At 71.4% G+C, this 11681-nt stretch carries 11 protein-coding genes; 1 reads left to right on the top strand and 10 read right to left on the bottom strand.

All coding sequences use genetic code 11. The annotated features are described in order from the left end of the window. Positions 1-118 precede the first annotated feature (118 nt). From AC07DF_RS05510 to AC07DF_RS05490, 5 genes are all read right to left on the bottom strand, one after another. Positions 119-304, bottom strand: a complete 186-nt coding sequence (locus AC07DF_RS05510; RefSeq protein WP_478967139.1) for a hypothetical protein — start codon at positions 302-304, stop codon at positions 119-121. Positions 305-501: 197 nt separating this feature from the next. Further along, positions 502-1062: a hypothetical protein gene (locus AC07DF_RS05505; protein WP_478967137.1), complete on the bottom strand. Its 561-nt coding sequence runs from the start codon at positions 1060-1062 to the stop codon at positions 502-504. A gap of 35 nt (positions 1063-1097) precedes the next feature. Continuing rightward, positions 1098-1670, bottom strand: a complete 573-nt coding sequence (locus tag AC07DF_RS05500) for a GNAT family N-acetyltransferase (RefSeq protein WP_478967135.1) — start codon at positions 1668-1670, stop codon at positions 1098-1100. Continuing rightward, positions 1648-3894: an MMPL family transporter gene (locus AC07DF_RS05495; protein WP_478967133.1), complete on the bottom strand. Its 2247-nt coding sequence runs from the start codon at positions 3892-3894 to the stop codon at positions 1648-1650. Before AC07DF_RS05495 ends, AC07DF_RS05500 begins: the two co-directional genes overlap by 23 nt. A gap of 158 nt (positions 3895-4052) precedes the next feature. After that, positions 4053-4514 (bottom strand): hypothetical protein, encoded by a 462-nt coding sequence (locus AC07DF_RS05490; RefSeq protein WP_478967131.1) that lies wholly within the window; start codon positions 4512-4514, stop codon positions 4053-4055. Between the two features lie 191 nt (positions 4515-4705). Here AC07DF_RS05490 and AC07DF_RS05485 point away from each other — a divergent pair, with 191 nt between their 5' ends. Next, complete coding sequence (locus AC07DF_RS05485) at positions 4706-5509, top strand: SAM-dependent methyltransferase (protein ID WP_478967129.1); 804 nt, start codon at positions 4706-4708, stop codon at positions 5507-5509. A gap of 63 nt (positions 5510-5572) precedes the next feature. Here AC07DF_RS05485 and gatB read toward each other — a convergent pair whose 3' ends face one another. The 5 genes from gatB to AC07DF_RS05460 all read right to left on the bottom strand — a co-directional run bounded on the left by gatB (position 5573) and on the right by AC07DF_RS05460 (position 11569). Then, positions 5573-7087 (bottom strand): Asp-tRNA(Asn)/Glu-tRNA(Gln) amidotransferase subunit GatB, encoded by a 1515-nt coding sequence (gene gatB / locus AC07DF_RS05480; protein WP_478967127.1) that lies wholly within the window; start codon positions 7085-7087, stop codon positions 5573-5575. Positions 7088-7103: 16 nt separating this feature from the next. Next, positions 7104-7343 carry a hypothetical protein gene (locus AC07DF_RS05475; protein ID WP_215118383.1) on the bottom strand — a complete coding sequence of 80 codons (240 nt, stop codon included), beginning with the start codon at positions 7341-7343 and terminating at the stop codon, positions 7104-7106. Next, positions 7340-8833 (bottom strand): Asp-tRNA(Asn)/Glu-tRNA(Gln) amidotransferase subunit GatA, encoded by a 1494-nt coding sequence (gene gatA / locus AC07DF_RS05470; protein ID WP_478967125.1) that lies wholly within the window; start codon positions 8831-8833, stop codon positions 7340-7342. The genes AC07DF_RS05475 and gatA overlap by 4 nt, the downstream gene beginning before the upstream one ends. Positions 8834-8839: 6 nt before the next feature. Next, a complete protein-coding gene (gene gatC, locus AC07DF_RS05465) occupies positions 8840-9136 on the bottom strand; it encodes an Asp-tRNA(Asn)/Glu-tRNA(Gln) amidotransferase subunit GatC (protein WP_031485327.1) in 297 nt (98 codons plus the stop codon). A gap of 135 nt (positions 9137-9271) precedes the next feature. Beyond that, entirely contained in the window at positions 9272-11569 is a 2298-nt protein-coding gene (locus tag AC07DF_RS05460; RefSeq protein WP_478967122.1) for a putative bifunctional diguanylate cyclase/phosphodiesterase, read from the bottom strand. Between the last annotated feature and the right edge of the window lie 112 nt (positions 11570-11681).

Below are 11681 nucleotides of genomic sequence, written 5' to 3'. Positions count from 1 at the left end.
GTTCCCCTGCGAACGTCCGGATCGCCGGCCACTGCGGTCGGCGATCCTGTGCGAACGGCCGGATCGCCGGCCCCCGCGTCGGGGTGAACGGCCGCGGCGGCCGGTGCCGCCCCGCCGTTCACGCGGCCCGGGCGGACCGGGTACGGCGGAAGCCCCGGGTATGGCTTTCGTGCTCGGCGGCGTTCCGGGCCGCTTGGCGGCGGGCGGCGCGGCGGGCCCGGGTGGCCGTGCGGACCAGGCGTTCGTGGTCGGCCCGGCGGATGAGTTCGGCGGTGCGCAGCTGCTGGAGCTCGTACTCGTACATGTGTGTGTCCTTGGTGAGAGGCCGGTCACGGAGGGTTTCTCCGTGATGGCTTCACTCTCGTCTCCCAGGCGGGCCGGCCACATCGGGAGAGTTCCGCATCTTCGGCGGCGATCGGTGCCTTAGACACGGCTGAGGGGCCCCAGGGGCTCCGTAAGGTGCTTACGGAACTCCTAAGACCCCTCAGGACCTGCGGTGCCTCAGCCTGCGGACGGCAGTCCGAGCAGGATGCCGGTGTACTTGAGGACGGCCAGGAACAGGCCGATGACACCGAGCGCGACACCCGCCCAGGCGACGGACTTGATCCAGGGGGCCTGGATCCTGCCGGGCGTGCCGAACGCGGGCCGGGCCAGCGTCACGACGCCGACGACCAGCGCGACCACCGCGAACAGGCCGCCCCACAGGGCGGTGGCCTGCCAGGCGTCGCCGTAGACCGCCTGGATCTGCTGGGCCACGCCCGCCCCCTGTGCGGTCTCCAGCTGACCGACCAGGTTCTGGCGCGCCGCGGCGATCGTGCCGACCCAGCTGCCGGTGAGCGAGACGACGCCCAGGGCGGCGGAGACCACGGCGGCGGCACCCTGGCCGATGCCGGAGGGGGCCTCCTCCTTGGTCTCGGCGACGGTCTCGGCGACCTCTGTCTCGACGACCTCGGTCTCGGCCGGGGCCTCGGTCCGGGTCGCCTCGTCGGACTCGGTGGTGTCCACCGCCTTCTCGGTCGTGGCCTCGGTGGCCTTGGTCTCGTCCACTGCGTTCGTTGCCATGTCTCGCACCGTAAAGTCGCTGTCTGAGAAGTCTCTTAATGATCGTCGTGAGCGGCACGCGCGCGTGCGGCGCGCCACTCGGGCGCCAGCACCGACCAGACTTCGAGATCGTGCCGTACGCCACGATAGGGGTGCGCCTCGCGTCGCACACCGTCGCGGGTCATGCCGAGGCGCTGGGCCACGTTCAGACTGGGCTGATTTCCCGAGGCGGCGACCCACTCGATCCGGTGAATACCGCGCTCTTCGACCGCCCAGTCGATGAGGACGCGCATCGCCCGGGTGACCAGGCCACGGCCCGTCCCTGCGGGCTCCAGCCAGCAGCCGACCTCACAGTTGCCGGACGCGGCGTCGAAGTTCAGGAGCAGCACGCCGCCCACGAGCTTGCCCTCCAGCCACAGGCCGTGCAGTGACCCCGTGTCGGCGGCGCGCATGTCGGCGTACAGCTGGAGCTTCGCCCGGGCCGAGGCCGGGTCCGTCTCGGTCGTCCCGAACGGGATGTACTGCCCGATGAACTCCCGCCCCCGCTCCAGGTGCGCGAAGAACTCCTCGGCGTGCCAGGGCTCCAGGGGCCTCAGCTCCGCGTCGTCACCCAGGGATATCGCGTACATCCCGCTGCCGCTCCTCCTCCGCCAGGACGTCCGCCATCTCGGCGTCCGTCGCGGCGGCCAGCCTCTCATGGGCGGCCCGGGCCTCGGGCGGTTCGATGCTGATCCGCGGCAGGCGCTTGTCGAGCCATCGGGGCAGCCACCAGTTGGCGCCGCCGAGCATGTGCATCAGGGCGGGGACGAGGAGCGTGCGCAGGACGAAGGCGTCGAGGGCGACGGCGGCGGCCAGGGCGATGCCGAACATGGCGATCACACGGTCGCCGCTGAGGACGAAGGCCAGGAAGACGGAGATCATGATGACCGCCGCCGAGTTGATCACCCGGCTGGTCTCGGCGAGGCCGACGCGCACGGCACGCCGGTTGTCGCCGGTCTCCAGCCACTCCTCGTACATGCGGCTGACCAGGAACACCTGGTAGTCCATGGAGAGGCCGAAGAGCACCGACACCATGATCACCGGCAGGAAGGGCTCGATGGGGCCCGCGCTGCCGAGGCCGAGCAGTTCGCTGCCCCAGCCCCACTGGAACATCGCGACCACCACCCCGAAGGCGGAGGCCACGGCGGCGACGTTCATCGCGGCGGCCTTCAGCGGGATGCCGACGGACCGGAAGGCGAGCAGGAGCAGCAGACAGCCCAGGCCGATGACGACCCCGACGAAGACGGGCAGCTTGGAGACGATGACGTCGGCGAAGTCGTCGTAGCCGGCCGTCATGCCGCCGACGTGCACGTCGAGCGAGGTGCCTGTCTCGGCGCGCGGCAGCACCTCGCCGCGCAGCCGGTCGACGAGGTCGCTGGTCTGCTTCGACTGCGGCGAGGACTCCGGTACGACGGTCAGGTACGCGGTGTGACCGCCGGAGTCGAAGGTCACCGGGGTGACCGAGGCGACGCCGTCGGTGGCCCGGAGCGTGCCGTCGAGGTTGTCCAGGGCGAGCTTGTCGTCGGCTCCGTCGACCTTGGTGACGAGGGTGAGCGGGCCGTTCACCCCGGGCCCGAACCCGTCGGCGAGCAGGTCGTAGGCCTGGCGGGTGGTGGCCGCCTTGGGGTCGTTGCCCTGGTCGGAGGTGCCCAGGTGCAGGGAGAACGTGGGCAGTGCGAGGACGGCCATGACGACCAGGGCGACCGCGCCGAGCACCTTGGGGTGGCGCTCCACGAACGCCGACCAGCGGGCGGCGAAGCCGGTGGGCAGTTCCGGTTCGGGCCCGTGCTCCGCCAGACGGCGGCGTTCACGGCGGCTGAGCGCACGGGTGCCGATGAAGGACAGCAGGGCGGGTAGCAGGGTCACGGAGGCCGCGACGGTGAGGACCACGGTCAGGCTGGCCGCGATGGCGACGCCGTTGAGGAAGCTCAGCCGCAGGATCAGCATGCCGAGCAAGGCGATGCAAACGGTGGCACCCGCGAAGACCACCGCCCGTCCCGTGGTGGCGACGGCGTTCGTGGCCGCCTCGGTGACCGAAAGACCGCGTTTCAGCCCGCGCCGGTGCCGCGTCACGATGAACAGCGCGTAGTCGATGCCGACGCCGAGCCCGATCAGCATGCCGAGCATGGGGGCGAAGTCGGCGACGGTCATGGCGTGCCCGAGCAGCACGATCCCGGCGTAGGCGGTGCCGACGCCGACCAGTGCGGTGGCGATGGGCAGCAGGGAGGCGGCGAGCGAGCCGAAGGCGAGGAACAGCACGACCGCGGCGACGATTACGCCGACGATCTCGGCGACGTGCCCTCCGGAGGACTGGGTGAGGGCGACGGCGCTGCCGCCCAGCTCCACCTGGAGCCCGTCGGTCTCCGCGCTCTTCGCGGTGTCGACGACGGCCCTGGCCTCGCCCTGGTCGATGTCCTCGGCCCGGTCGTCGAAGGTGATCGTGGCGTACGCCGTGCGGGCGTCCTCGCTGATGCGGCCCGTGCCCGGCCCGTCGTAGGGGCTGGTCACGGAGGCCACGCCGGGCAGGTTCTCGACCCGGTCCAGGGTGCGGGTCATGGTCTGCTCTACGTCGGCGGCGCGGACGGTGCCGGACGTGGTGTGCCAGACGACGGTGTCGCTGTCGCCGCCGAGCTGGGGGAAGCCCTCATGCAGCAGCTCGGTGGCGCGGCCCGACTCGGTGCCGGGGACCTGGTAGTCGTTCGAGTACGCGGAGCCGGCGACGGCGGCGCCCGCGGCCACCCCCGCGCAGGCGAGGAGCCACAGCAGAACGGTGACCAGACGGCGTTGGACACACCAGCGTGCTAGGGCTGCCACGAATCGTGCTCCCGGGGTGACTTTTTGTGGATCCTTGGCCGGGAGCAGTCGTCCATGACCTGAACATCCAGCAAAGAACGCATGAGCAATGCGAAGCCACTCTTACAGGCGGACGAGATCGTTTGTCGCTTTCGTGGGCTTGTTCACAACGGCCGTGATCAGTCGAACTGGTCCCCCAGGGCCATCACCATGGTTCCCGCGATCAGCAGCCACAGCGCCCGCCGAGTGCGTCCCCGGGAGCCCAGCACGGCGGCGCCGGCGCACACGAGCGCCCCGCAGGCGTACGCCGCCGGGACGAGCGCCGGGGCGGGGCGGGTGAGACGGAGCAGCGCCGCTGCCAGGCCCGCGAGGGTCAGCAGAGCGCCGGTCCCGGCCGCGGTCCACCGGGCCCGCCGCGCGTCCTCGCCCTCGCCCTCGCCCTCGCCCTCGTCATCGTCATCGTCATCGTCATCGTCATCGTCCGGATCATCGTCGGCGGCGTCGTCCGGATCATCGTCCGGAACGTCGGCGGCAGCGTCGGCCGGATCGTCCGGCTCCTCGTCCCGGTCGGCTTCCTGAACGGCGGCCGTCTCCGAGTCCGCTATCTCCGCGTCGGTGCCGGAATCAGCGCGTCCACTCATGGCCGAGACGGTAGCGCGTCGTGAACGAAAACCGGGTGCGGGGTCGTGCGGCCCCCTGTTAGCGTCCGCCGGTCCGAGGAAACGCCCGCGGCAGCCCGCCGCCCGGCCGAAGCAGGTGCATTGTTTGACGGTCCGACCGAGCTCCTCCGCATCCCCTTTCCTCCTCAAGGACTCAAGGAGCCCGTTCACCGATGTCGGACATCACTTCCCGGACCTCGAACGACCCCCTCTCTGACCGCACCGACCACCCCGGATACCCGCGCAGCAACCGCTACGACGCCCGCTGGACCATTGACAACCAGATGGGCCCGCACGCGCTCTGGCTGCTGGAGTGGCTGGCCCCGGCCCTGGGGCTCGACACCCTGAGCCCCGGCTCGCGCGTGCTCGACCTGGGCTGCGGTCGCGCCATGACGTCGATCTTCCTCGCCAAGGAGTACGACGTTCAGGTCACGGCCGCCGACCTGTGGGTCAAGCCGAGCGAGAACGCCCGGCGCATCGCCGAGGCGGGCGTGGCCGACCGTGTCCTGCCCGTGCTCGCCGAGGCGCACGACCTGCCGTTCGGCGAGGGCAGCTTCGACGCGATCGTCTCCGTCGACGCCTACCAGTACTTCGGCACGAACGACCTGTACCTGCCCGAGCTGACGCGGCTGCTGAAGCCCGGCGGGCCGATCGGTGTCGTCGTACCCGCGCTGCGCGAGGAGATCGAAGGCGTCGAGCCGCCGGAGCACCTCAAGCCGTTCTGGGAGCCTGATTTCTGGTGCTTCCACACCGCCGCCTGGTGGCAGCGCCACTGGACCCGCAGCGGGGCCGTGCAGGTCGAGACGGCCGACTGGCTCGAGGACGGCTGGCGCGACTGGCTGCGCTGGTGCGAGGTCGTCGCCGACGAGCACACGGACGAGTGGCACATCCGGATGGCCGGCCAGTGCGCCGAGATGCTGCGTCTCGACCAGGGCGCGAATCTGGGCTTCGTCCGGGTCGTGGGACGCCGCCTGTAGAGCACACGCACAGGGGGGATGCGCCGGGTCTCCGGTGCATCCCCCCTGTCGGGTCCGCGGGGGTCAGCCCTCGCTGACGCCCAGCTTCTCCAGAATCAGCTCCTTGACGCGTGCCGCGTCGGCCTGGCCACGGGTCGCCTTCATGACCGCGCCGACCAGGGCACCGGCCGCGGCCACCTTGCCGCCGCGGATCTTGTCCGCGACGCCCGGGTTGCCGGCGATGGCCTCGTCGACGGCCGCCGTCAGCGCCCCCTCGTCGGAGACGACCTTCAGACCGCGCTTGTCGACGACCTCGTCCGGGGTGCCCTCACCCGCGAGGACGCCCTCGATGACCTGCCGGGCCAGCTTGTCGTTCAGGTCGCCCTTCGTGACGAGCTCGGTGACCCGGGCCACCTGCGCCGGCGTGATCGCCAGCTCGTCGAGGGCCTTTCCCGACTCGTTGGCGCTGCGGGCCAGCTCGCCCATCCACCACTTGCGGGCGGAGGCGGCGTCCGCCCCGGCCTCGATCGTGGCGACGATCGGCTCCAGCGCACCGGCGTTGAGGATCGCCTGCATGTCGGTGGCCGAGACGCCCCACTCCTCGCGGAGCCGGTTGCGGCGGACCAGGGGCAGCTCGGGCAGACCGGCGCGGATCTCCTCGACCCACTCGCGCGACGGGGCCACCGGGACCAGGTCGGGCTCCGGGAAGTACCGGTAGTCCTCGGCCTCCTCCTTCACTCGGCCCGAGGTCGTCGACCCCGTGTCCTCGTGGAAGTGCCGGGTCTCCTGGATGATCGTGCCGCCGGAGGACAGCACGGCCGCGTGCCGCTGGATCTCGAAGCGGGCCGCGCGCTCCACGGACCGCAGCGAGTTGACGTTCTTCGTCTCCGAGCGCGTGCCGAACTTCTCGGTGCCGTTCGGGCGCAGCGACAGGTTCACGTCGCAGCGCATCTGGCCCATCTCCATCCGGGCCTCGGAGACGCCGAGCGCCTTGATGAGCTCGCGCAGCTCACGGACGTAGGCCCGCGCGACCTCGGGAGCGCGCTCGCCCGCGCCCTCGATCGGCTTGGTGACGATCTCGATGAGCGGGATGCCGGCACGGTTGTAGTCCAGCAGCGAGTGGGACGCGCCGTGGATACGGCCGGTGGCGCCGCCGACGTGCGTCGACTTGCCGGTGTCCTCCTCCATGTGGGCGCGCTCGATCTCCACGCGGAAGGTCTCGCCGTCCTCCAGCTGTACGTCGAGGTAGCCGTTGAAGGCGATCGGCTCGTCGTACTGGGAGGTCTGGAAGTTCTTCGGCATGTCCGGATAGAAGTAGTTCTTCCGGGCGAAGCGGCACCATTCGGCGATCTCGCAGTTCAGCGCGAGGCCGATCTTGATCGCGGACTCGACGCCGGTCGCGTTGACGACCGGCAGCGCGCCGGGCATGCCGAGGCAGACCGGGCAGGTCTGCGTGTTGGCGTCCTGGCCGAGCGCGGTCGAGCAGCCGCAGAACATCTTGGTCTTGGTGCCGAGTTCGACATGGACCTCGAGGCCCATGACGGGGTCGTACGACGCGAGTGCGTCCTCGTACGACACCAGGTCGGTCGTGGTGGTCACGGTGAGTACTTCCCTCTCAGCCCAGCAGGACGTCGTCGTCGCCCAGCCGCTTCAGCTCGCGGTAGAGGATGGCGAGGCCGGTGACGATGGCGACGGCGGACACGGTGGCGTCGATCAGGACCAGCGTGTCCTGCTCGGCGCGGGCCTTCTTCAGCCGCTTGGCGACGCCGATCGCGCCGAACGCGGTCCCGGCCATGGACAGGTACGTGCCGGACTTGGACTTCTTGAAGCCCTTGGCCTTGGTCAGTGCACTCACAGCGACGGAGCCTCCTCGATCAGCGGGTGGCCCCACTTTTCCACGAAGGCGGCCTCGACGGCGGCTCCCACCTTGTAAAGGCGGTCGTCCTTCATGACCGGGGCGATGATCTGCAGGCCGACCGGGAGGTTGTCCTCCGGGGCGAGACCGCACGGCAGCGACATGGCCGCGTTGCCCGCCAGGTTGGTCGGGATGGTGCACAGGTCGGCGAGGTACATCGCCATCGGGTCGTCGGCGCGCTCGCCGATCGCGAAGGCGGTGGTCGGGGTCGTCGGCGAGACGATGACGTCGACCTGCTCGAACGCCTTGTCGAAGTCCTGCTTGATCAGCGTGCGGACCTTCTGGGCACTGCCGTAGTAGGCGTCGTAGTAGCCGCTCGACAGGGCGTACGTGCCGAGCATGATGCGGCGCTTGACCTCGGGGCCGAAGCCGGCCTCACGGGTGAGGGAGGTGACCTCCTCGGCGGAGTGCGAGCCGTCGTCGCCGGTCCGCAGGCCGTAGCGCAGGCCGTCGAAACGGGCGAGGTTGGAGGAGCACTCGGACGGCGCGATCAGGTAGTACGCCGACAGCGCGAGGTCGAAGGACGGGCAGTCCAGCTCGACGATCTCAGCGCCCAGCTCCTTCAGCAGCGCGACGGACTCGTCGAAACGCTGGATGACGCCGGCCTGGTAGCCCTCGCCGCGGAACTGCTTGACGACACCGACGCGCATGCCCTCGACGCTGCCGTTGCGGGCGGCCTCGACGACCGCCGGGACGGGCTCGTCGATGGAGGTCGAGTCGAGCGGGTCGTGCCCGGCGATGACCTCGTGCAGCAGGGCCGCGTCCAGGACCGTGCGGGCGCAGGGGCCGCCCTGGTCGAGGGAGGACGAGAAGGCGACCATGCCGTAGCGGGACACCGCGCCGTACGTCGGCTTCACACCGACCGTGCCGGTGACGGCGGCGGGCTGCCGGATGGAGCCGCCGGTGTCGGTGCCGATGGCGAGCGGGGCCTGGAAGGAGGCGAGCGCGGCGGAGGAGCCGCCACCGGAGCCGCCGGGGATCTTGGTGAGGTCCCAGGGGTTGCCGGTCGGGCCGTACGCGCTGTTCTCCGTGCTCGACCCCATGGCGAACTCGTCCATGTTGGTCTTGCCGAGGATGACGACGTCGGCGGCCTTCAGGCGCTGGGTGAGCGTCGCGTCGTACGGCGGGATCCAGCCCTCGAGGATCTTCGAGCCGACCGTGGTCGGGATCCCCTCGGTGGTGAAGATGTCCTTGAGCGCCAGGGGGACACCGGCCAGCGGACCGAGCTTCTCCCCCTTGGCGCGCTTCTCGTCGACGGCACGGGCCTGGGCGAGAGCGCCCTCGCGGTCGACGTGCAGGAAGGCGTGCACCTTCTCGTCGACGGCCTCGATGCGGGCGAGGTGGGCCTCGGTGACCTGCACCGCGGTGAGCTCGCCGGAGGCGATCTTCGCGGCGGTCTCGGCCGCGGTGAGCTTGATGATGTCCGTCATGACTTCTTAGTCCTCCCCCAGGATCTGCGGCACCTTGAAACGCTGCTGCTCCTGGGCCGGGGCGCCGGAGAGCGCCTGCTCGGGGGTGAGCGACGGACGGACCTCGTCCACGCGCATGACGTTCGTCAGCGGGAGCGGGTGCGAGGTCGGCGGTACGTCTTGGTCGGCGACCTCACTGACGCGTGCGACCGCGCCGATGATGTCGTCCAGCTGTCCCGCGAAGTGCTCGAGCTCTTCGGGCTTCAGCTCCAGACGCGCCAGCCGGGCGAGGTGGGCGACCTCCTCGCGCGTGATGCCAGGCATGCAGCGATCCTCTGGGGTGAGTGAATGTGGTTTGGCCTAATCCTATGGGGCCGGGGGCCATGCCTGTGAAACGGTTTGGCGGGCCTTCGCGCCCGGGCTCCGCCAGAGCGCTGCAGGATCGGGTGACCAGCCGGCCTAGCCGACCCGCCCCGAGTCGTCCGCCGTCGCCGCCGGGAGTGCGGCCCGGGGTCGCTGCCAGCCGCGGGAGCCCCGGGCGCGGAGCCAGGCCGTGGTCTCCTCGGGGGGCATCGCGGCGGCGACCAGCCAGCCCTGGACGGCGTCGCAGCCGAGGTCGCGCAGGCGCTCCCAGGTCTCGTCGTCCTCGACGCCCTCGGCGACGACGAGCAGGCCGAGGGAGTGCGCGAGGTCGACCGTGCAGCGCACGATCTCCGCGTCCTCGGTGTCGACCGCGAGCCGGGCCACGAACGAGCGGTCGATCTTCAGTTCGCTGACCGGGAGCCGGCGCAGGTGCACGAGCGAGGAGTACCCCGTGCCGAAGTCGTCCAGGGACATCTTGACGCCGTGCCCGGTCAGGGCGTTGAGGGTGTCGGCGGCGCGCTGCGGGTCCTCCAGGAGGACGTGCTCCGTTATCTCCAGTTGGAGCGCTCCCGCGGGGACGCCGTGCCGGGCCAGCCGGGCGGCGACGGAGCCCGCGAAGCCGGGGGTGTGCACATCACGCGGGGAGACGTTCACCGCGACGGGTACGAACAGGTCCTGGGACCGCCAGCGCGCGACCTGGCCGAGCGCGGCCTCCAGGACGTATTCGGTGAGGTGGGGCATCAGGCCCGAGGACTCGGCGATCGCTATGAACTCGTCCGGAGGCACCTTGCCCCGCTCCGGGTGCACCCAGCGGACCAGCGCCTCCAGGCCCACGACCTGTCCGTCGAAACGGACCTTCGGCTGGTAGTGCAGATGCACTTCATTGGCTTCGAGGGCGCGGCGCAGATCGCCCAGCAGACCGAGCCGGTCGGGGGTGTTCGAGTCGCGCTTGGACTCGTAGACCTCCACGCCCGTACGGTCCCGCTTCGCCTGGTACATCGCCACGTCCGCCCGCCGCAGCAGCCCCTCGGCGTCCAGGGCGTGGTCGGGGAAGACGGCGACTCCGGCGCTGGCCTCCAGGACGAGGGTGAGGCCGTCGAGGTCGAGGGGGGAGCTGAGCGCGGTGACCAGGCTGCGGGCGACCTGGGTCGCGGACGTCGTGGAGTCGGCGACCGGCAGTAAGACGGCGAATTCGTCCCCGCCGAGCCGGGCGGCCTCCGCCCCGCGCGGCAGCGCCACCCGCAGCCGGTCGGCGATCTGCAGCAGCAGCCGGTCACCGGCGAGATGCCCCAGCGTGTCGTTGACCGACCGGAACCGGTCGAGATCGATCAGCATCAGGGCGGCGCGGGCGTCGATCCGCTCGGCGTCGTCCAGCGCGGTCCAGATGCGCTCCAGCAGCCACTGCCGGTTGGGCAGACCGGTCAGCGGGTCGCGCAGCTGTTCCTCGGCCCGGGCCCGGGCTATCCACAGGGTGGAGTCCAGGGCGATGAGGGGGATGGAGAACAGGGGCAGCAGGATGGGCTTGGCCACGGCCACCACGCAGACCAGCGGCGCGATTCCCAGCAGCGCGACCGCGACCAGGCCTTGTCTGACCAGGGCGGTGCGGGCGACGGTGGGCAGCCCTGGGCGCGGGGCGTGCAGATACCAGAGCAGGACGCGGGTGACCATCAGATAGGCGGCGGCGACCAGGACCACCTGGGGTGCGGTGGCGAGCGTCCAGGCGGCGGGCCGCGCGGGCGACTCGACGGACGGCACGGTTCCGGACACGGCGAGCACCAGGGCGCCGGCGCCGATGCCGAGGAGATCGACCGCCCCGTGCAGCACGCCCTGGCGCCAGCGGTTGCGGCGGGCCACGCCGACCAGCACGACGACCGTGAGGCTGACCATGCCGGCCGGTACCCAGCCGTAGAGCAGCAGCACGGCGAGGGTGAGGGCGGCGCCCGAGCCGGTGCCGCCCCACCAGCGGGAGCGGCCGAGCATGACGAGGTGGCCGACGATGATGCCGGTCAGGACGGCCAGCGCCCAGCCGGGTGTGCCGGACGGGAACAGGGCATGGCCGCCGGTGAAGGCGCGGTAGAAGCCGGCGCCCAGGACGAACGCGGCCGCCGCGACGATCGCGGCGGGCAGCGCGGGCCAGGAGTGGTGCCGTTCGCCGTCCGCGTCCTCGCCGGTCAGTCCGGGGGTGTGCTCGGTAGCCGACTGCGGGGCGCCGCGGCCATCCGCCGCGGCGCGCCCCCCGACGGCCCGCCCGTCCGCGGTGTACCGTCCGACGGCGCGCACCTCCGCACCCGGACGCACCGCCGGCCGTCCGACCCCGCGGACCGCACGCCATGCGACCGCCATGCGGCGCAGGCGCAGCCGTGCGCCCGGCACGGCGCTCTCGGTCGGTTCCATTCCCGTCCCTCTCACAGCCGGCGGTGCCCACGCCCCGCGGCCCGGTGCCCGACAACCCTCAACGGCCCGCGCTGGAAAACCCTTCCCCGCGCTCTGTGCGAGCACGAAGATG

Source organism: Streptomyces sp. NPDC044719 (assembly GCF_056433405.1).
This window is presented reverse-complemented; position numbering and strand designations above follow the sequence as displayed.

What these genes read in the sequence shown, in the direction of transcription:
- AC07DF_RS05510 (WP_478967139.1), bottom strand. Translation starts at nt 304, where the DNA reads ATGTACGAGTACGAGCTCCAGCAGCTGCGCACCGCCGAACTCATCCGC.
- AC07DF_RS05505 (WP_478967137.1), bottom strand. Translation starts at nt 1,062, where the DNA reads ATGGCAACGAACGCAGTGGACGAGACCAAGGCCACCGAGGCCACGACC.
- gatA (WP_478967125.1), bottom strand. Translation starts at nt 8,833, where the DNA reads ATGACGGACATCATCAAGCTCACCGCGGCCGAGACCGCCGCGAAGATC.
- AC07DF_RS05485 (WP_478967129.1), top strand. Translation starts at nt 4,706, where the DNA reads ATGTCGGACATCACTTCCCGGACCTCGAACGACCCCCTCTCTGACCGC.
- AC07DF_RS05490 (WP_478967131.1), bottom strand. Translation starts at nt 4,514, where the DNA reads ATGAGTGGACGCGCTGATTCCGGCACCGACGCGGAGATAGCGGACTCG.
- AC07DF_RS05460 (WP_478967122.1), bottom strand. Translation starts at nt 11,569, where the DNA reads ATGGAACCGACCGAGAGCGCCGTGCCGGGCGCACGGCTGCGCCTGCGC.
- AC07DF_RS05500 (WP_478967135.1), bottom strand. Translation starts at nt 1,670, where the DNA reads ATGTACGCGATATCCCTGGGTGACGACGCGGAGCTGAGGCCCCTGGAG.
- gatC (WP_031485327.1), bottom strand. Translation starts at nt 9,136, where the DNA reads ATGCCTGGCATCACGCGCGAGGAGGTCGCCCACCTCGCCCGGCTGGCG.